This is a genomic window from Eubacterium callanderi, assembly GCF_900142645.1.
Lineage (GTDB): Bacteria > Bacillota > Clostridia > Eubacteriales > Eubacteriaceae > Eubacterium > Eubacterium callanderi.
The window spans coordinates 172,160-190,508 of the sequence record NZ_FRBP01000007.1; the positions used below are offsets into that span (position 1 = coordinate 172,160).

Sequence of the window (18,349 nt, forward strand, 5' to 3'; positions counted from 1 at the left end):
CGATTTTAATTATAATCGAACTGCCTGGCAGTTCGTTCCTTTAATTCTCAATTCTCCATTTTCAATTCTCAATTTGTTTTAATTGCCGTCCATCCTCTATTTTTAAAATCTTAGATGGAAGTTCGCTGTAATGCTCGATAAAAGATGGGTCCGTACAGGTGATAAACGCCTGGGTCTTTCCAAGAATGGAAAGAATGTTGCGCTGACGCCTGTCATCCAGCTCGGACAAAATATCATCAAGGAGCACCACCGGATAATCCCCGGTGCTCTCCCTGTAAATTTCTATCTGAGAAAGCTTCAAAGAAATAGCAGCTGTCCGCTGCTGTCCCTGTGAGCCGTATTTTTTTGCGTCCTTACCGTTTAGGTGAATCATGATATCGTCCACATGGGGCCCGTAGGTGGTAGACCCACGGGCAATGTCCTCCTGCCGGGAGGCCTGAAGCTTTTCTCTGAAAATCCTCTCAAGGTCAGAAAACTCCTGGGGATTCTCGAGCACGTTGTTCTGATAAAAGAGCACCAGCTCCTCCTGGCCGCCGCTGAGCTCACGGTGAAGCTCCCGGGCTTTTACATTCAGCCGCCTGAGGTAATCAATGCGGTAGCGCATGAGCATCGAACCGTATTTGACCAGCTGCTCATCCCATGAATCCAAGGTAAGGGCCAGAGTGCTGTCGTACTTTATTTCTTTAAGCAGCGCATTGCGCTGATTATGTATTTTGGCGTAATTCTTCAAAATATAGGGATAATTGGGCTTAAACCCGCTGATTTCATTGTTCATGAAACGCCTTCTTTTTTCAGGCCCTTCCTTAACGATTTTCAGGTCATCAGGCTCAAAAAGAATGGTGGTCAGGACCCCCAGCACAGCATCTCGCCTGGTTTCCTTCTTACCATTTAAAAGAACCGTCTTTTTTTTATCCTGCATCTTAATGGACAGGGTATGGGAGGTGTCCTCCTTGACAATATCCGCCTGCACAAAAAAACCCGATTCGTCGAAGCCCACCATATCCATCAGAGTTCCCGTCTTATGGGAATAGCCCCTGGACAGCAGGTGAATACTCTCGACTAAATTGGTTTTTCCCTGGGCATTCTGGCCGCAGATGACATTGATGCCAGGCGAAAATTCTAAGGTCTCATCCCTGTAGTTCCGGTAATGGACAAGGTGCAGCCTGGTGAGAATCATTGGGCAGCGGCAACCTCAAAGCTTCCGGCGTCCTCCACCTCAACCACATCTCCGGGACGAAGTTTTTTACCGCGCATGGTACAGATTTCTCCGTTTACACGTACCATTTCATCCTGAATCACCATTTTTGCGTCGCTGCCATTACCAACCAGCCCGGCAAACTTAAGAAGCTGATCCAGCTTTATGAACTCCGTGTTAATTTCGATAATTTCCATATTTATTCCTCTTTAAGTCTGTAAGCCTTTTAAAAAATAGTTTTTCTCGCGTTTTCCCCTTAAAATTGGAAATACGCTTAAAAAACAGCAATAAAAATAGCATACATAGGATAGTATACCACAAATAAAAAAGGATTTGTAAACAAATCCTTTAAAATCATGATTTTTCTTAATGATAATACAGATTTTTCTCAAAGTTTCTATTTTAGAAAAAACTCAGGCTTCCTCAGCGATCCGGACTGGCAGAATCAGGTAAATAAATTCATCTGAACCGTCTGCCGGTACGATCACCGCCGGTCCAACAGAGGTGGTCAGCTCAATACTCATCTCATCCCGGTCGATAACCTTCAGCGCATCGATGAAAAACTTGGAGTTAAAAGCGATTTTGATGGGATCGCCTTGATTTTCAATTGGAATCACCTCAAAGACATCCCCGATTTCAGCATTGGAGGTCAAAATCAGCTGGTCAATGTTAAAGTCCATTTTAATGAGGTTATTCTTACCCTCTCTCGCCAAAAGGGCAGCGCGTTCACTGCTCTCTAAAAGTAGCTTTCTGGAAACCTTGACCTGGGTGGCTTTTTCTGTTGGGATAATGTGCTTATAATTGATGAATTCACCCTCCAGCAGGCGGGAGGTGAACTGGGTATTGCCCATTTCAAAGAAAATCTGGGTTTTTGAGAATTTCACAATGACATTTTCATTATAACCGGATAACAGCTTATTGAGCTCGTTCATGCTCTTTCCCGGGATAATCACAGAAATACTGCCGTCAATGGCTTCCTTGAGCTTACCTCTCTTTAAGGAAAGGCGGTATCCGTCCAGGGCGATTAAGCTGATGGCGTCATTTTCAATTTCCATTTTAAGCCCCGTGAGCACTGGAATGTTTTCGCTGACAGCCACCGAAAAAATGGTGCCGCGGATCATTTCTTTCAGAACACCTGCTTCAATGACAAAGCTGTGCTCCTCAATGACTTCCGGAAATTCTGGAAACTCATCGGTCGGGAAGCCCTTAATGGTAAAGTTTGACAGGAGGCATTCAATTTTCACCTGGTTCGAGTCATCTTTTTGGAAAAAAACCTCTTCTCCCGATAATTTCCGGATCACTTCAGTAATCAGATTGGATGATAAAATAATCTCACCATCCATGTCCACATTGGCCGGAATACTGGTTTGAACGCCGATTTCCAGATCCGTGGAGGTTAAAACTAATTGATTATTGTATACCTGAAACAAGATTCCCTCAAGAACAGGAAGGGTGGTTTTATTAGATACCCCTTTCTGGGCAATGGATAAAGCGTTGATAAGCGCGTCACGCGAGCAGCTGAATTTCATAAAGGCACCTCTCTTTTGGGAAGGCTGCTTCCCTGAATATTAGATATTATATAAGTATTTATTTTAGTAATAATAGTAGTAGGGGATGTGTAGATTGTGGATAACTCAGAAAACAGCGAAAGGCCGCTGAAATTTGAAGTTACTTACAGTGGACAAGGTGTGGATAAACAGCGTCATATTCTGTTGAGAAAAAACGGGTTATCCACAGGGGTTAAGGATCGTATTTTAACTAAAAAATCATCCGAAGGATATTAAAAGATTTTTTAGTTAAAATGCATTAGCCTCGTTACCGAACCCCCGGGAGCTGCCGCTCCCTTTTTGTGTTCTGCCAAATTTTTTCAAAATTTGGACTCGGCGTCAGTTTCCTGTAATCTCTTTTTGTATACGGATGATCAGGTTTTTAAAGTCTGTGTTCGCTTCCATTTCCTCGTTGATCTTCTGGCAGGCGTGGATGACGGTGGAGTGGTCACGGCCGCCAAATTCTTCGCCGATCTTTGGAAGAGAAAGGTCGGTTAAATCACGGGTCAGGTACATGGCCACCTGCCGTGGCAGTGAAATGGCCTTGGTTCTTTTTTTGGAATCGATGTCCTCAATGGTAACATTGAAATATTTGGCGGTCATTTCCTTGATATAGGTACTGTTGATGACGATGTTTTCCTTGGCCTTGAAAATATCCTTTAAAGCGTCTTTGGCTGTTTCCAGGCAGATAGGCTCGCCATGGAGCTTGGAGTAGGCGACCACTGTGGTTAAAGCACCCTCCAGCTCCCGGATATTTGAGTGGATGCTGTCCGCGATAAAGCTGAGCACATCATTCGGAATCTCTTCCTTATAGGATTCGGCTTTTTTGCGCAGGATGGCAATTCGTGTTTCAAAGTTCGGGGCAGAGATGTCTGTGATCAAGCCCATTTCAAAGCGTGAGCGCAGGCGTTCCTCCAGCTTTGGAATTTCCTTTGGCGGGCGGTCTGAGCTGATGACAATCTGTTTGTTTTCCTCGTGCAGGGCATTAAAGGTATGGAAAAACTCCTCCTGTGTTCCGTCCTTGCCGGCAAGGAACTGAATATCATCAATGAGCAGGATATCCACGTTGCGGTATTTATTTCTGAAGTCAATGTTATTCTGGTTCTGGATGGCGTCGATGAATTCATTGGTGAATTTTTCGCAGGACACATAAACCACTTTTTTGGTGGGCGCATAAGAGAGAATATAATTCCCGATGGCCTGCATGAGATGGGTTTTCCCGAGACCGACGCCCCCGTAGATAAACAGGGGGTTGTAGCGTTCTGACGGCGCTTCTGATACAGCGACGCAGGCAGCGTGGGCAAAGCGGTTGTTTTCGCCGATGACGAATTTTTCAAAGGTATACTTGGGATTCATGCTGCCGCCGTTGTTTGAAGATTTGGTATTCCCCTCGTTTTTAGGCATGGGAGCGCTCTGCTCAGCAGTATCCGGTACTTCCTTTTCAGATAAAACGATCTGGACTTTGCACTCCTGTTCCATAACCTGGCTCAGTGCGTTGGTGATCAAAGCCTTATAGCGGGTTTCAAGCATGCCCCGTTCAAAATCATTATCTGAAATAAGATAAAAGGTGCCGCCAATTATTTTCAGCGGTTTTGTATTCGTAAACCAGGTATTGTAACTGAGCTCAGACATCTCTTCCTTAATAAGGCTCAGCGCTTTCTCCCAGATTTTTACAATTGAATCATCCACAGGTCAACCTCCGATTTGTTTGTGAGTATTAGGATATTTTAATTAAGATTCTATGCACAAAAATTGAACAGAGTTGTGCACAGAGGTTAAATTGTTTTAATTGTAAACACAGATGTTAATAAAAGATTAAGGTTTTATCCGCAAGAAAAACCGCCTAAACAAGCCGGTTTCAGTGTTTTTATCAAGTTGTGCACAGCTTATCCATAGACTAGTAAACAAAAAACAAAAGCTGTGGAAAAGTGTGGATATTTATTAACAGTATAGTACAGTATAACAAAGTCCTGTGGATAATTCAATAAGATTAAAAGAGATTGTGGATAAAAAAATGGGTTTTTACCAGATTCGGACAAAAAATACCATTATAAAAGCCATGAAAAAAACAAAGGAAAACATGCCTTTTTGAGAAAATTTCTTGACAACAGGGAGCCAAAATTATATAATCCTAAAGTAAAAGTCTAATATGCTTATGAAAACTAAATGATGATAAATCGGAAAGTCAGGGGGTGTCGTAATGAAAAGAACATTTCAACCAAAAGTAAGACAGCGTAAAAAAGAACATGGTTTCAGAAAAAGAATGTCTACCACAAGTGGTCGTGTGATTTTAAAGAAAAGAAGATCAAAAGGTAGAGCAAAATTATCTGCATAGACTTGTATGGACCGTTTAAGCTTCTTGAACGGTCTTTTGTTTACTGTGGCTTACCTGTAAATCGGGTAAAAACTCAATGTCAGGAGTAATCTTTTTGGCAAAAATTTGTACATTAAAAAAGCAGAAAGACTTTAAGCTTGTGTACCAAAAAGGGAAGGTCTTTGGCAATCGTAATCTTGTGATGCATTATTTAAAAAATGGGAAAGATACCAATCGTCTGGGTATCATAGTGAGCAAAAAAGTTTCCAACCGCGCGGTGGTGCGCAATCGTATCAGGAGACAGCTCAAGGAAGCCTACAGGCTTAATGAAAATCAGTTTGCACTGGGATATGATTTAGTATTAATTGCCAAAGCCAGCTGTAAAGATGAAAAATATCCGGTTATCGAAAAATCTTTAAAGCATTTATTTTATAAGAAGAATCTTATGAGGCAGGATCATGATTAAAAGGTTTATTTTAAAATTGATACGCGGCTACCAGCGTTATATTTCGCCCTGTTTGCCGCATTCATGTCGATTTTTACCAACCTGTTCAGAGTATTGCTACCAGGCCGTACTAAAATACGGTATATTTAAAGGACTGTTCCTCGGTACTAAAAGAATTTTAAAATGCCATCCCTTTCATCCGGGAGGCTATGATCCGCTCCCCTGATAATTTCAGGGGAAATTTTAAAGGAGCTATTGCATGCATATTTTATATCAGGCATTTGGGTTTGTGCTGTTTCAAATCTACAATTTTGTTCAGAATTACGGTGTGGCCGTTATTCTGTTTACCATTCTGGTAAAATTCTGTATTTTACCACTGAACATCAAGCAGACAAAATCCATGAGAGAAATGCAGGCGTTACAGCCTGAACTGCAGAAGCTGCAGAAAAAGTATAAAAATAATCCAGAAAAGCTCAATCAGGAAACCATGAAGCTGTACAAGCTTTACAATGTCAGCCCAATGGCCGGCTGTCTGCCGCTCTTGATCCAGCTGCCCATTATTTACGCTTTGTTTGGAGCTTTGAGAGATCCTGGAAAATGGGTATTTACCAATGGCGATGTTTCAGCTATCAGCCAGCAGTTTTTATGGATTCCTGATTTAGGGAACCCGGACCCGTGGTACATTCTGCCAATCCTTTGTGTGGTCTTTACCTTCATTACACAGAAGTTCACCATGTCTGTACAGAAGGGGACCATGGACCCGTCTGCTGAAAAAACTCAGAACATGATGCTTTACATTATGCCGATCTTCATCGGTTTCGCAGCCATTGGCATGCCGGCCGGTGTGGCGCTGTACTGGGTTGTTCAGAACGTCTTTACTTTTGTCCAGCAGTTTATCATGCTGCGCAAACCTGCTGAAAAGATCGATCCGCGTGAAGCTGAAAGACGTGTTGAAGAGGCAAAACGTGAAGAGATCAAAAAGAAGAAAGAAGAACGCAAGCAGCAGAGTGAAGCCAGAGCAGAAGCCATGGCGGCTCAGTCCGGTAAGCCAGTGAAAAAGAAGGAAGAGCCGACCGACAAAAAGCCTCTCACAAGACCGGCTTCCAGTAAAAAGGTAAAACGCCAGACCATCACAAAAATTCCTGAAAGGGATGCAACGGTGGAGGAGCCAAAAAACAAATAGGATTATGGGAATGAGGCTCTGGTCCCTGGCCGGAGTCAGGATATCTGCTAAGGAGAAGAATCATGAATAAAATGGTAGTTGGTAAAGGAAAAACCATTGAAGATGCCATTAATGCAGGTTTAAAAGAATTGGGAGTAACGCTGGACGAAGTGGAAACCAACGTCGTTCAGGTACCGGAATCCGGCGTTTTTGGTATTTTTGGAAAAAAGGAAGCGGTTGTCGAGGTCACGGTTTTAAACAATGCGGGCAAAACGGCAGAGGTTTTCCTGGGCGAAATGCTGGATGCCATGAATATTCCATGCACCATCACCTCACATTTGGAGGACGATGTGCTTCATGTTGAGCTTGAGGGGAAGGATATGGGCATTCTGATCGGCCGCCGCGGCCAGACATTGGATTCCCTTCAGTATCTGGTAAGCCTGGTGGTCAACCGTTCCGGTGAAAAATACATCCGCGTGGTTCTGGATACGGAAAATTACCGCAGCAAGCGCCAGAAAACATTGGAAGCGCTGGCTGAAAAAATGGCTTCAAAGGCTGTGCGCTATGGAAAGAAAATGTCTCTGGAGCCTATGAATCCATCTGAAAGACGTATCATCCACGCGAAGCTTCAGAACAGTGATAAGGTTTTTACCTTCAGCGAGGGTGATGAGCCTTACCGCCACGTTGTTATCCAGTTAAAGGATAAGTAGAGGAAGAAAGCACTGTTATAGGTTTATTTAAAAAACTATGCTATAATGTTAAGGAAAAACACTTTGATTCTCATAGAATTAAAGTGTTTTTTCTGAATTAAGGCCTTCATTAGCCATTACCAATGAACAATTTTTGAAATTATTTATTGCTAATTGTTAAAACGAGTAAAGGAAATAAAAATGAACGAAGCATTATTAAATGAAGATACCATCGCAGCGGTCGCCACAGGACTCGGCGGTGCGGGCATTGGCATTATACGTGTCAGCGGACCAGAAGCAGTAGATATTGTCACCCGGCTTTTTGTGAATCATGCCGGCAAAACCGTGGAGGGTGCAGAATCTCACAAGCTGCTTTACGGCAATATTCTTGAGCCTGAGGATGGAAAGATCATCGACGAGGTTCTGGTCTCAAAAATGAAAGGGCCTTTTTCCTACACGGCGGAGGATGTGGTGGAGATTAACTGTCACGGGGGGATTGTGTCACTGAAAAGAATTCTGGATGCCGTCATCCGTTCTGGCGCCCGTCTGGCAGAGCCAGGCGAGTTTACCAAGCGCGCCTTTTTAAACGGACGTCTCGATCTGGCCCAGGCTGAAGCAGTCATGGACATTATCTCAGCCAAAACGGAGAAGAGCCTGGAGTATTCCGTTGGACAGCTTGAGGGAAAGCTTTCTCAGCGCCTGACTGCCATCGATGACCTGCTCATTGATGTCATGGCAAATGTGGAGGCGAATATTGATTACCCGGAATACGATATTGAGGAAGTGACCGCCGCTTACCTGAATGCCCATATTCATCAGGCCATGGACATGGTGGATATGCTGCTGAAGGCGTCGGAGACAGGAAAAATCTACCGCGAGGGAATCACCACCACGATTCTTGGAGAGCCCAATGTCGGGAAATCTTCTCTGCTCAATACCCTTTTGATGGAAAACAAGGCCATTGTCACAGAGATTCCGGGAACCACCCGTGACATCATTGAGGAGTATATCAACATCGGCGGAATTCCTTTTAAAATCATCGATACCGCCGGCATCCGCGAAACGGATAACCTGGTTGAGCAGATCGGTGTGGAAAAATCCCGTCAGCTTATTAAAAATACGAACCTTATTCTGTTTATGACAGACCTCAGCCGTCCTTTCTCTGAAGAGGAAAAGACGCTTATTGAAGAGCTGGACCCTTCAAAAACCATTTTTATCGCGAATAAGACGGACAGTATGATTGAGAATCGCGATGTGCCAGAGGGATGGCTGCCGCTGTCCTTAAAAGAGGATGAAGGCGTCGAGGCACTTAAGGATAAGATGCTTGAAATGGTCATGGGCGGCTCAGTGGATCAGGAGGCGGATTATATCGTCAACAATGTACGCCATGTCCACCTGCTGGAGGAAGCCATGGCCTGCCTGAAAAACGCTCTCGGAACCATCGATATGGGAATGCCGCTGGAGCTTGTCTCCATTGATATCCAGGACGGGCTTGAAAAGATCCGTGAAATTACCGGCCGTTCGGTGGGTTCGGATATTATCAATCAGATATTTAAGAATTTTTGCATTGGAAAGTAGAGGAATATTATGAACTATCATGGAGGAAGCTTTGACGTTGTCGTCATCGGCGCCGGACACGCCGGTGCGGAAGCGGCTCTGGCGGCGGCGCGTCTGGGCTTTGAAACCTTATTATTAACCATCAATCTGGATTCTGTTGCCATGATGCCCTGCAACCCATCCATCGGCGGAACGGGTAAGGGGCATCTTGTACGTGAGATTGATGCTCTGGGCGGCGAGATGGGAAAAAATATCGACGCTACCATGATCCAGTGCCGGATGCTGAACACAGGAAAAGGGCCGGCAGTTCACTCCTTACGGGCGCAGGCGGATAAAAAGGCCTACCAGTTCCGAATGAAAGAAGTGATTGAAAATCAGGAGCATCTGCTGTTAAAGCAGCAGGAGGCTACCCGTATTATTGTGGAGGACGGAAGGATCACCGGAGTTGAGGTACAGACCGGGGCGGTTTATCAGTGCAAATCCTGCGTTATCTGTACTGGTACTTACCTTAAAGGAAAAATCTTTATCGGTGAGGTTCAGTATGACGGCGGGCCTAACGGGCTTTTTCCGGCCATGCAGCTGTCTGACAGCCTTCTTGAGCAGGGCATTGAGCTGCAGCGTTTTAAGACAGGCACCCCTGCCCGGGTAGATGCTAAAACCGTGGATTACTCCAAGATGCAGGTTCAGAACGGCGATGAAAAAATCGTCCCCTTTTCCTTTGAGACGGAGAAAATTGAGATTGACCAGGTACCCTGCTACCTGACCTACACCAACGAGGAAACCCATCGGATTATTAATGAAAATATGGAGCGGTCACCGCTGTATACTGGGGATGTTGTGGGGGTTGGCCCGCGCTACTGTCCATCCATTGAGACGAAGGTCATGCGTTTCGCCGATAAGCCTCAGCATCAGATTTTTATGGAGCCTGAGGGCCTGCACACAAACGAAGTCTATGTTCAGGGAATGTCCTCCTGTCTTCCTGAGGATGTGCAGATCGCTCTTTACCGTACGGTTCCGGGAATGGAAAAGGTTGAGTTTATGCGCTCAGCCTATGCCATTGAGTACGACTGTATTTATCCCACACGGTTAAAGGCCAGTCTTGAATCTAAAGATATCAAGGGGCTTTTCTTCGGAGGGCAGATCAACGGGACTTCCGGTTACGAGGAGGCGGCAGCCCAGGGGCTCATTGCAGGTGTCAATGCGGTGCGCTGCATCGAGGGTAAGGAGCCGGTTATTCTTGACCGCTCACAGGCCTATATTGGTGTTTTGATTGATGATATTATCACCAAAGGAACAGAAGAGCCTTATCGTATGATGACTTCCCGGTCCGAGTACCGCCTGCTTTTACGCCAGGATAACGCGGATCTGCGGTTAACCCCCATTGGTCATGAGATCGGTCTTATTTCTGATGAACGTTACACCGCTTTTCTTCACAAAAAAGCAGCGGTTGAGCAGGAAAAAGAAAGGTTAACCCGGTTAATGATTAAACCCGGTGAACACACTAATAAGGTACTTGAAGGTATTGGAAGTTCACCCATTAAAAGCGGTGTGACTCTGGCAGAGCTTATCCGCCGGCCAGAGGTAGGCTATGCCAATACCGCAGCGCTTGACCCTGAGCGTCCGGTGCTTTCTGACGCTGTTTGTGAACAGGTAGAGGTTCAGATTAAATATGACGGCTACATTAAAAAGCAGGTAGCCCAGGTAGAGCAGTTTAAGAAAATGGAAAAAAAGCTGATACCAGAAAATATTGACTACACTGCCATCGGCGGTCTTCGTCTTGAGGCTGTTGAAAAATTGACGGACATTCAGCCAAAATCCATGGGACAGGCTTCGCGTATTTCGGGTGTATCTCCTGCAGATTTATCTGTACTGCTTATTTATCTGGAGCAGAACCGCAGACAGGCGCCGGTGGAGGAAGAAGAAAATGAGTAATATGGAAAAGCTGATGGCTGCCGGTGAAAAATGTGGGATCGCCATTGATGAAAAACAAAGCCGACTGATGATTCTTTATATGGAAAAGCTGCTTGTTATGAATGAAAAGATCAATGTGACCCGCATTACGGATGTGGACGAGTTTATTGAAAAGCACCTGATCGATTCCCTGACCTGCTTGAAATTTATTCATAAAGATGTGAAATCAATTTTGGATGTGGGTACTGGCGGTGGTTTTCCGGGTGTGCCCCTTGCCGTTATGCTGCCGGAAGCAGAGATTACCATGATGGATGCTACTGGCAAAAAGCTGAAGGTTATTGAAGATATCTGTCGTGAGATTGGAATAAAAAATGTGGAGTTTCTCCACGGCAGGGCTGAGGATTTAGGAAAAGACCCTGCCTACCGTGAGGGCTATGATTGTATTGTCTCCCGCGCGGTGGCGAACTTATGTTTGCTTTCGGAGCTGTGTCTCCCCTTAGCGAAAAAAGGTGGCCAGTTTATTGCTCTTAAAGGAAAGAATTATCTGGAAGAGATGGATGAGGGAGAAAAAGCCATTAAAGTTCTTGGCGGAAAAATAACCGGAATAGAATCCTGTTTGTTACTGCAAAGCGACTTGGTTCATGTTATAATATTAGTTGACAAAGTTAAAAAAACACCGGAGAAGTTTCCAAGATCCTTTGGTAAAATCAAAAAGGAACCTTTTCCGGGATAAGATGTTTCACGTGAAACATATCATATGAAACACATGCAGGAGATAATCAAATGAAGAGTATTATTGAATCAATTGTTGAACAGATACCAGTTGATAAAATCCTTCCAAATCCAAATCAACCAAGAAAACATTTTGAAGATTCTGCCATTACTGAGCTGGCGGAATCCATTAAGTCCTTTGGTATCATTCAGCCTATCCAGGTTCGGAAGATCAGTGAGGAGTTTTATGAACTCGTTTCTGGTGAACGGCGTCTGAGAGCCAGTAAGGTGGCCGGGAAGGAAACCATCCCGGCCATTATCGTGGAAATGTCTGATCAGGATTCCGCTTTGATCGCCATTATGGAAAATGTTCAGCGTGAGGACTTGACTTACTTTGAAGAGGCAGAAAGCTATCGGCAGCTCATGGAATACTATAATTTAACTCAGGACCGCATTGCTGAGCTTCTGGGAAAATCTCAATCCTTCGTCGCAAATAAAATTCGCCTATTAAAGCTGGACCCCTCAATTATTGAAACATTGACTGAAAACAATCTTACAGAACGCCATGCAAGGGCGCTTTTGAGGATTCCCGATACAGAGCTTCAAGAAGAGGTGTTGAAACAGGTTGTCAAAAAAGATATGACTGTTAAAAAAACTGAAGAGCTGGTTGAGAAAATCCGTAAGGATGTCTTAACCAATAATTATGATGAAAAGCTGACGCCGGAAAAGAAGGCCCGTGTCAAATCCTTTATCAATGCTCAGATCTATATCAATACCATCAAAACAGCATTCAAGGCTGTTAAGGAAAGCCGGAACACAGCAGAATATAAAGAGATTGAACGGGAAGACTACGTTGAGATTAAAATAATTATTCCTAAATAGGAGATTTCCATAGCTAAGGGACCTACGGGATGCCGATTAAAACGGGTTAGTTCAGTATGATGTATAAAAAATTAACATAACCCAGATGCACCAACTCGTATCAATAGCTTACCTTGGTGAATATTCATTACAATTTGAAAACATTTTGCTTCTTCATTCGAAGAAGCATTTTTATGCAAAAAAATATTTAAGATACCAATAAAAAATGGACAAACCAGTCTGTTGTTTATTATAATGTTAGAGTACAAACTGTGCCGAGATTATATATGTTTCACGTGAAACATACTGGAAAGGACCCTGATATGGCAAAAACTATTGCGATTTTTAATCAAAAGGGTGGTGTCGGAAAGACAACGACAACCATGAATCTCACCACTGCGCTAAGCATGATGAATTACAAAGTACTGACCGTTGATACCGATCCCCAGGGGAATACAAGCAGTGGCTTCGGCATCAATAAAAATGAACTGGAAAAAAGTATTTACGATGCGCTCATAGTCGGGGATGACCCTAAAGAGATTATACTGACAACCTCGTATAAAAACCTTCATATTCTTCCATCCAATCTGGAACTGGCAGGAAGCGAAATTGAATTGACAAACATGAGCCAACGGGAGCTTCGGTTGAAACACAGTCTCGAAAGTGTTCAGGATTTTTATGATTTTATTTTCATTGACTGTCCGCCATCCCTAGGGCTTTTAACCATCAATGCTCTGGCAGCTTCCGATTCAGTTTTAATACCGATCCAGTGTGAGTTTTATGCGCTGGAAGGGGTTGGGCAGTTGATGAGTACTGTAGGTCTGGTAAAAAAAGGTTTAAATCCCAAGCTTGAAATTGAGGGGGTTTTAATGACCATGTATGACGGCCGCACCAATCTTTCGCTCCAGGTTGTGGATGAGGTAAAGGAATATTTCAAGGACAAAGTGTATAATACCTATATTCCCAGAAATGTCCGGCTGGCGGAAGCGCCGAGCTATGGTCAGACGATTTTTGAATATGCGATCAACTCAAAAGGTTCGCAGGCCTATTCGGAATTTTCACAAGAGTTTATAAAAAGGCAGGAGTAGATCATGGCGAAAAGCAGAGGATTAGGAAAGGGTTTGAAGGCATTGATTCCCGATGAAAGCTTTATGAGCATTGACAACAGTGATACCGAAAATGCCGAAAAGCTGGTCTTTTTTCTCCAGATCAACAAGATAAGACCAAATGCCGACCAGCCCCGCAAGAAATTTAATCGGGAAAAACTGGAAGAGCTGGCTGCTTCCATTAAAGAGCACGGTATCCTGCAGCCCTTGGTGGTGAGGCCGGAAAATAATGGCTACACCATTATCGCAGGGGAGCGCCGCTGGCGTGCAGCCACCATGGCTGGGCTGAAAGAGGTTCCGGTTATTGTGAAAGACCTGCCGGCCAAGGATGTTATGGAGCTCGCGCTTATCGAAAATGTTCAGCGAGAGGATTTGAACGCCATCGAGGAAGCTGAGGCTTACGGCGCGTTAATGGAGCATTTTAATCTGACGCAGGGAGAGATTGGTATCCGTATCGGCAAAAGCCGGGCCGCGATTACAAATACCATGCGGCTTTTAAATCTTCCGGATAAGGTGCGGCAGGAGGTTCTGGATGACCACATCAGCTCGGGTCACGCAAGAGCTCTTTTGTCACTGGAGGATCAGAAGCAGATGGAATCCCTGTGTGAAAAGATTATTGATAAAAAACTCAGCGTACGTGAAACTGAAAAAAAGGTGAAGCTGCTGAAAAATCCTCCAAAAGAGGACAAGGCAAAGCCTGAAAAAAATCCGTACATTACTGCAGTTGAGGACGGATTGAAACAGAAATTTGCCACCAAAGTAAAAATCTCAGGGAAAAAGGATAAGGGGAAAATTGAGCTGGAATTCTATTCCACCGAAGACCTGAACCGTATTCTGGATCTTTTGGGATATGAAAATGACGGGAGTAATGATGAATCAGAATAATTACCACATTAAAAAAAGGATGAGTCCGATAGAGACAGCGCTGCTCGGCAACCTGATTTATATCGTGCTTGTTCTGATTTTGAAAAATGTTCTAGACCTTATAGGAAATGATGGCAACTATAAGCTTTGGTTTGGCGCCATCGAGTTGGTGATAACGGCAGGCTACTGGATAATCCTGAACTGGTTTTTATTTAGAAATCCGGCAAGCCATCAGGACGGGAGTTATGCAAAATACATATTTTTCAGTCTGCTGCCCATACTGGTCTTTACCATCGTATCTACAATAGTGATCTACGCAGCGCCAGGGACAAACTTCACCAGCGCCTGGAATGAATTTACCTTTCTGGTAGCACCGACAATTTTCTGGTATCTGCCTTATGGGTTGATCTATCATTTTATTGGCTCTGCCATTCCCATTGTTGTGTATTTTATCATCTGCCTGATACTGGTCATTGTTTTTCAGGGGATCGGTATAGCGATGGGCTCCGGCAGACGTAAAAAACTGCGCGAGCGTGCAGAAAGACGGGAAAAAGAAAAAGAACAGATCAGCGTTGAAAAGGTCATTGAACCTTATAACAAAAAAAGAAGACCAGCTGCCAGCCAGCAGGCCGCGCCACAGAAACCAAAGAAAAAAGCACCACCAAAGCCACAGCCTAAAAAGGCTGACCCCAAAGATCCATTTGGCGATGACGATGATCAGCCGCAGATTATTTATACCGAAGCTTTTTCCGTGATAACCGATGAAATGCTTGAAGAAGCAGAACGGCGTAAGCGGGAAAACCTTGAAGATAAAATGGCCGAAGCAGCCACTCCCTCAGGTGAAACAGAGGAGATACTGGATCATGTGGAAAAAGGTCTGATCGATGAAATTGATACGGAAGCTGTTAACCGCGCCATAGCTGAAACCCAAAGAGGCCTTAAGGCAGCGAAGCAGCCGGGAAGAGCGCCACGTGAAAAAGATAAGGTGCTGGACAGAGAAAAATCAGAAACACAGGACATCACAGCAGAGCTGGAACATATCCGTAAACTGATGTCCCAGAATGATAAAAACAAAAGGAAATAAATATGAATATGACAACTCTTGACATCATCTGCATTGTGCTGGTGATCGGAGTTGGAATGATCGGTTATATAAAAGGTGCAATAAATACGCTCATTGGTCTGGCGGGATTTATTGCATCTTTTGTCATAGCAAGGATCTTTTCAGCACCGGTAACAAACTGGCTACTTAATGTAGAACCCGTAAAAAATTTTATAAATGACACGATCACCCAAAATGCCATAAATGCTCTGGGACAGTATGGAAGTGAGGCGCTTACAAATCTCCAGGGGATTGGAGGGCTGGATTTTCTGTCTGGTATTACGGACACATCCGTGATCTCGGGCAGCACTGCCGCCGCCCAGGCAGTCAACCAGGCACTTCAGCCAGTCATCTATCAGATTGCAAACGGCTTTGTATTCCTCATCCTGCTGCTGTTATGCAGCGCCGCTTTTGGTATTATAAGACATATTGGGAAGGGGATGAACCGGGTGCCGGTTATCGGCACAGCCAACCGCGTGGCAGGTTTGGCCATTGGGTTAGTGATTGGACTGGTCATCGCGGTAATTGTGATTGCTGTTGTATTGTACTATGGTATTTTTTCAGGAGACGTCACCATTGTGCAGATGGTAAAGGACGGTGTGCTCACTGGACCGGTCGCATTGTATCTTCATTAGAAAGGAGGATTTATGGTATACGAAAATGTTGGAGATCTCTGGCAGCATTTGCTGAGTGGAATAGATCTGAGCGAGCTGACTGAAAAAATTATTTCAGTTGTCATCACGGTCATTGTCTTTTTTATTCTCATCAAGGTCAGCAATGGGCTGGTTAATAAATTTTTTAATGAAAACAAGAAAAACATCACTCCACAGGAGCGAAAAAGAGTACTTACCCTTAAAAAGGCTTTAAAGACGTTTTTAAGGACGGCATTGCTTTTGACAGAACTATTGACCGTTTTATCTTTTTTCACCGACGTAGGGGCCCTTCTCGCGGTTGCCGGAGTTGGAACTCTGGCCATTGGCTTCGGCGCTCAGGGCCTGGTGGAGGATGTCATGAGCGGTTTTGTCATCATTTTTGAAAATCAGTTTTCTGTCGGAGACTATGTCACCATTGACAATGACCACTACGGGATAGTGGAGACCATCGGCGTCCGGACAACGTCTGTCCGGGAAATGGATGGTGGTTTGTTTATTATTCACAATGGGAAAATCGACCGGCTCATCAATCACTCCAAGGGAACCATCAAGGCTGTGGTTGATGTCGGGGTTGCCTATGAAGAAAATATTGATTATGTACTCTCTGTACTACGGGAAATCTGCGAGGAAGTCTACGACGCCAACGAGACTTTATTTGTCGGGAGGCCGGAGGTACTGGGGGTAACCCGCATGGACCCATCGTCCATGAATATCCGTATCATCGCCGATGAGGATGCAGCCAGAAAGGTCAGGGCAGAAACCGCGCTCAGAAAACGTATTAAGGAAGTTTTCGACGAGAAGGGAATTGAGATCCCTTATGGCAAGTATGTTGTCTATTCCAATGGACAGTCTAAGCCGCAAATTATGCAAAAGTAGAAAGGAGCCAGCATGGAAAACAGGGATTATGGTCTCGGGGATATTGTGGAGCTGAAGAAAAAGCATCCCTGCGGAAGCTACAACTGGAAAATTCTCCGTATGGGAGGAGAAATCAAATTAAAGTGTACAGGCTGTGAGCATATGGTAACGGTGCCGCGGTCCAAGTTCAATAAGATGATCAAAAAAGTTGTCGAACACAACGAGAACAATAAATAGCAAAGACGGCAAATTCTTTTTTAAAAAAGAGTTTGCTTTTTTTTATTTTTATGATATACTATTGAACTGTACCCTTGCGCATTGCAGAAGCGGTGCGCCATAGTCCACAAGGAGGTGAATTGAAATGAGAGCTTACGAAACAGTATTTGTTTTACAACCTGAATTAGAAAAGGAAGTTACAGATTCCTGGATTGAGAAGGTTAAAGGCGCCATTGCAGCAGCAGGTGAAGTTGGAACTGTTGATGAATGGGGTAAAAGAAAGTTAGCTTACGAAATCGACAAAAAGTATACCGAAGGTTACTATGTTGTGATTGAATTCAAAGCTGAACAGTCTGTATTAGACAGCCTTGACTACTTATTCAAGATGAATGAAGAGTTCATCAGAAGCATCATCGTTAAAAAAGAAAAATAGAGGTTAAACCGTGAATAAAGTAATTTTAGTAGGAAGATTAGCAAGAGACCCTGAACTGCGCACAACTAACACCGGAAAATCAGTGGCGACATTTTCGTTAGCTGTTGACAGACGGTTTAAACAGGAAGGTCAGCCAACTGCCGACTTTTTCAATATTGTTGCATGGGGAAGACAGGCTGAAGTCATTTGCCAGTATCTTGGCAAGGGCAGACAAATCGCTCTGACCGGAAGATTACAGTCCCGTTCCTACGACGCTCAGGATGGCTCTAAACGTTATGTGACAGAGGTTGTTCTGGAAGAATTTGATTTCATCGGTAGCAAAAACGATGGCGGCGGAAGCGGCTATAACGATAACTTTGGCGGCGGCTATAATCAGGCGCCGGCAAAAGCAGCACCGCAGCCAGCCAATAATATGCCTTTAGATTTCGACGACGATTTCCATTTGATGGCAGACGATGACGAAGTACCTTTTTAAGATAGGAGGATAAAACAATGCCAAAACCGTTTAAAAGAAGAAGAAAAGTATGCGAATTCTGTGAAAGACATGAAACAGAAGTCGATTATAAAGATGTGGCTACGTTAAAGAAATACATTTCTGAACGCGGCAAAATCTTACCAAGAAGAGCTACAGGAACCTGCGCAAAACATCAGCGTAAGGTAACCGAAGCTGTTAAACGTGCACGTAATATCGCATTATTACCATACACATCTAACAACTAAAAAGTACA

23 protein-coding genes are annotated in these 18,349 nt (G+C 44.1%); 19 read left to right on the plus strand and 4 right to left on the minus strand.

From position 1 onward, the window contains the following. Window positions 1-61: 61 nt before the first annotated feature. From recF to dnaN, 3 genes are all read right to left on the minus strand, one after another. The gene (gene recF, locus BUC22_RS11000; RefSeq protein WP_013378368.1) at window positions 62-1,177 is read right to left on the minus strand and encodes a DNA replication/repair protein RecF; all 1,116 of its coding nucleotides are present in this window, start codon (window positions 1,175-1,177) and stop codon (window positions 62-64) included. Further along, a complete protein-coding gene (yaaA, locus tag BUC22_RS11005) occupies window positions 1,174-1,392 on the minus strand; it encodes a S4 domain-containing protein YaaA (protein ID WP_013378367.1) in 219 nt (72 codons plus the stop codon). Before yaaA ends, recF begins: the two co-directional genes overlap by 4 nt. A 216-nt stretch (window positions 1,393-1,608) precedes the next feature. Continuing rightward, window positions 1,609-2,724 (minus strand): DNA polymerase III subunit beta, encoded by a 1,116-nt coding sequence (gene dnaN, locus BUC22_RS11015; RefSeq protein ID WP_013378365.1) that lies wholly within the window; start codon window positions 2,722-2,724, stop codon window positions 1,609-1,611. A gap of 96 nt (window positions 2,725-2,820) precedes the next feature. On the opposite strand from dnaN, the gene BUC22_RS21855 reads away from it, so the two are divergent. Next, the gene (locus tag BUC22_RS21855; protein WP_013378364.1) at window positions 2,821-2,979 is read left to right on the plus strand and encodes a hypothetical protein; all 159 of its coding nucleotides are present in this window, start codon (window positions 2,821-2,823) and stop codon (window positions 2,977-2,979) included. 102 nt (window positions 2,980-3,081) lie between these two features. Here BUC22_RS21855 and dnaA read toward each other — a convergent pair whose 3' ends face one another. Then, window positions 3,082-4,431, minus strand: a complete 1,350-nt coding sequence (gene dnaA / locus BUC22_RS11020) for a chromosomal replication initiator protein DnaA (RefSeq protein WP_013378363.1) — start codon at window positions 4,429-4,431, stop codon at window positions 3,082-3,084. Between the two features lie 511 nt (window positions 4,432-4,942). On the opposite strand from dnaA, the gene rpmH reads away from it, so the two are divergent. From rpmH to rpsR, 18 genes are all read left to right on the plus strand, one after another. Further along, window positions 4,943-5,077, plus strand: a complete 135-nt coding sequence (gene rpmH, locus BUC22_RS11025; protein WP_013378361.1) for a 50S ribosomal protein L34 — start codon at window positions 4,943-4,945, stop codon at window positions 5,075-5,077. A gap of 94 nt (window positions 5,078-5,171) precedes the next feature. Continuing rightward, on the plus strand, window positions 5,172-5,522 hold the full coding sequence (gene rnpA / locus BUC22_RS11030) for a ribonuclease P protein component (protein ID WP_224168776.1): 351 nt from the start codon (window positions 5,172-5,174) through the stop codon (window positions 5,520-5,522). Continuing rightward, on the plus strand, window positions 5,515-5,727 hold the full coding sequence (gene yidD, locus BUC22_RS11035) for a membrane protein insertion efficiency factor YidD (protein WP_013382839.1): 213 nt from the start codon (window positions 5,515-5,517) through the stop codon (window positions 5,725-5,727). Before rnpA ends, yidD begins: the two co-directional genes overlap by 8 nt. A gap of 33 nt (window positions 5,728-5,760) precedes the next feature. Beyond that, window positions 5,761-6,684: a YidC/Oxa1 family membrane protein insertase gene (locus BUC22_RS11040; protein WP_013382838.1), complete on the plus strand. Its 924-nt coding sequence runs from the start codon at window positions 5,761-5,763 to the stop codon at window positions 6,682-6,684. A gap of 62 nt (window positions 6,685-6,746) precedes the next feature. Then, window positions 6,747-7,373, plus strand: a complete 627-nt coding sequence (gene jag, locus BUC22_RS11045; protein ID WP_013382837.1) for an RNA-binding cell elongation regulator Jag/EloR — start codon at window positions 6,747-6,749, stop codon at window positions 7,371-7,373. 180 nt (window positions 7,374-7,553) lie between these two features. Next, on the plus strand, window positions 7,554-8,930 hold the full coding sequence (gene mnmE / locus BUC22_RS11050) for a tRNA uridine-5-carboxymethylaminomethyl(34) synthesis GTPase MnmE (RefSeq protein WP_073382885.1): 1,377 nt from the start codon (window positions 7,554-7,556) through the stop codon (window positions 8,928-8,930). 9 nt (window positions 8,931-8,939) lie between these two features. Then, a complete protein-coding gene (mnmG, locus tag BUC22_RS11055; protein ID WP_013382835.1) occupies window positions 8,940-10,841 on the plus strand; it encodes a tRNA uridine-5-carboxymethylaminomethyl(34) synthesis enzyme MnmG in 1,902 nt (633 codons plus the stop codon). Further along, the gene (gene rsmG / locus BUC22_RS11060; RefSeq protein ID WP_013382834.1) at window positions 10,834-11,553 is read left to right on the plus strand and encodes a 16S rRNA (guanine(527)-N(7))-methyltransferase RsmG; all 720 of its coding nucleotides are present in this window, start codon (window positions 10,834-10,836) and stop codon (window positions 11,551-11,553) included. The genes mnmG and rsmG overlap by 8 nt, the downstream gene beginning before the upstream one ends. A 50-nt stretch (window positions 11,554-11,603) precedes the next feature. Beyond that, entirely contained in the window at window positions 11,604-12,413 is an 810-nt protein-coding gene (locus BUC22_RS11065; protein ID WP_013382833.1) for a ParB/RepB/Spo0J family partition protein, read from the plus strand. A gap of 302 nt (window positions 12,414-12,715) precedes the next feature. Continuing rightward, window positions 12,716-13,480, plus strand: coding sequence for a ParA family protein (locus BUC22_RS11070; RefSeq protein WP_038353486.1), 765 nt, complete (start codon window positions 12,716-12,718; stop codon window positions 13,478-13,480). 3 nt (window positions 13,481-13,483) lie between these two features. Then, window positions 13,484-14,383, plus strand: coding sequence for a ParB/RepB/Spo0J family partition protein (locus BUC22_RS11075; protein ID WP_013382831.1), 900 nt, complete (start codon window positions 13,484-13,486; stop codon window positions 14,381-14,383). After that, a complete protein-coding gene (locus BUC22_RS11080; RefSeq protein WP_013382830.1) occupies window positions 14,370-15,446 on the plus strand; it encodes a G protein-coupled receptor family protein in 1,077 nt (358 codons plus the stop codon). The genes BUC22_RS11075 and BUC22_RS11080 overlap by 14 nt, the downstream gene beginning before the upstream one ends. A 2-nt stretch (window positions 15,447-15,448) precedes the next feature. After that, window positions 15,449-16,099, plus strand: a complete 651-nt coding sequence (locus tag BUC22_RS11085) for a CvpA family protein (RefSeq protein ID WP_013382829.1) — start codon at window positions 15,449-15,451, stop codon at window positions 16,097-16,099. Window positions 16,100-16,111: 12 nt separating this feature from the next. Next, on the plus strand, window positions 16,112-16,993 hold the full coding sequence (locus tag BUC22_RS11090; protein WP_013382828.1) for a mechanosensitive ion channel family protein: 882 nt from the start codon (window positions 16,112-16,114) through the stop codon (window positions 16,991-16,993). 12 nt (window positions 16,994-17,005) lie between these two features. Beyond that, complete coding sequence (locus BUC22_RS11095; protein WP_013382827.1) at window positions 17,006-17,209, plus strand: DUF951 domain-containing protein; 204 nt, start codon at window positions 17,006-17,008, stop codon at window positions 17,207-17,209. Between the two features lie 124 nt (window positions 17,210-17,333). Next, entirely contained in the window at window positions 17,334-17,621 is a 288-nt protein-coding gene (gene rpsF / locus BUC22_RS11100; RefSeq protein ID WP_013382826.1) for a 30S ribosomal protein S6, read from the plus strand. 10 nt (window positions 17,622-17,631) lie between these two features. Then, window positions 17,632-18,096 carry a single-stranded DNA-binding protein gene (locus BUC22_RS11105; protein WP_013382825.1) on the plus strand — a complete coding sequence of 155 codons (465 nt, stop codon included), beginning with the start codon at window positions 17,632-17,634 and terminating at the stop codon, window positions 18,094-18,096. 17 nt (window positions 18,097-18,113) lie between these two features. Beyond that, window positions 18,114-18,341 (plus strand): 30S ribosomal protein S18, encoded by a 228-nt coding sequence (gene rpsR, locus BUC22_RS11110; protein ID WP_013382824.1) that lies wholly within the window; start codon window positions 18,114-18,116, stop codon window positions 18,339-18,341. The last annotated feature ends 8 nt before the right edge of the window (window positions 18,342-18,349 follow it).

What these genes read in the sequence shown, in the direction of transcription:
- recF (WP_013378368.1), bottom strand. Translation starts at nt 1,177, where the DNA reads ATGATTCTCACCAGGCTGCACCTTGTCCATTACCGGAACTACAGGGAT.
- yaaA (WP_013378367.1), bottom strand. Translation starts at nt 1,392, where the DNA reads ATGGAAATTATCGAAATTAACACGGAGTTCATAAAGCTGGATCAGCTT.
- dnaN (WP_013378365.1), bottom strand. Translation starts at nt 2,724, where the DNA reads ATGAAATTCAGCTGCTCGCGTGACGCGCTTATCAACGCTTTATCCATT.
- rpmH (WP_013378361.1), top strand. Translation starts at nt 4,943, where the DNA reads ATGAAAAGAACATTTCAACCAAAAGTAAGACAGCGTAAAAAAGAACAT.
- yidD (WP_013382839.1), top strand. Translation starts at nt 5,515, where the DNA reads ATGATTAAAAGGTTTATTTTAAAATTGATACGCGGCTACCAGCGTTAT.
- BUC22_RS11040 (WP_013382838.1), top strand. Translation starts at nt 5,761, where the DNA reads ATGCATATTTTATATCAGGCATTTGGGTTTGTGCTGTTTCAAATCTAC.
- jag (WP_013382837.1), top strand. Translation starts at nt 6,747, where the DNA reads ATGAATAAAATGGTAGTTGGTAAAGGAAAAACCATTGAAGATGCCATT.
- mnmE (WP_073382885.1), top strand. Translation starts at nt 7,554, where the DNA reads ATGAACGAAGCATTATTAAATGAAGATACCATCGCAGCGGTCGCCACA.
- mnmG (WP_013382835.1), top strand. Translation starts at nt 8,940, where the DNA reads ATGAACTATCATGGAGGAAGCTTTGACGTTGTCGTCATCGGCGCCGGA.
- rsmG (WP_013382834.1), top strand. Translation starts at nt 10,834, where the DNA reads ATGAGTAATATGGAAAAGCTGATGGCTGCCGGTGAAAAATGTGGGATC.
- BUC22_RS11065 (WP_013382833.1), top strand. Translation starts at nt 11,604, where the DNA reads ATGAAGAGTATTATTGAATCAATTGTTGAACAGATACCAGTTGATAAA.
- BUC22_RS11070 (WP_038353486.1), top strand. Translation starts at nt 12,716, where the DNA reads ATGGCAAAAACTATTGCGATTTTTAATCAAAAGGGTGGTGTCGGAAAG.
- BUC22_RS11075 (WP_013382831.1), top strand. Translation starts at nt 13,484, where the DNA reads ATGGCGAAAAGCAGAGGATTAGGAAAGGGTTTGAAGGCATTGATTCCC.
- BUC22_RS11080 (WP_013382830.1), top strand. Translation starts at nt 14,370, where the DNA reads ATGAATCAGAATAATTACCACATTAAAAAAAGGATGAGTCCGATAGAG.
- BUC22_RS11085 (WP_013382829.1), top strand. Translation starts at nt 15,449, where the DNA reads ATGAATATGACAACTCTTGACATCATCTGCATTGTGCTGGTGATCGGA.
- BUC22_RS11090 (WP_013382828.1), top strand. Translation starts at nt 16,112, where the DNA reads ATGGTATACGAAAATGTTGGAGATCTCTGGCAGCATTTGCTGAGTGGA.
- BUC22_RS11095 (WP_013382827.1), top strand. Translation starts at nt 17,006, where the DNA reads ATGGAAAACAGGGATTATGGTCTCGGGGATATTGTGGAGCTGAAGAAA.
- rpsF (WP_013382826.1), top strand. Translation starts at nt 17,334, where the DNA reads ATGAGAGCTTACGAAACAGTATTTGTTTTACAACCTGAATTAGAAAAG.
- rpsR (WP_013382824.1), top strand. Translation starts at nt 18,114, where the DNA reads ATGCCAAAACCGTTTAAAAGAAGAAGAAAAGTATGCGAATTCTGTGAA.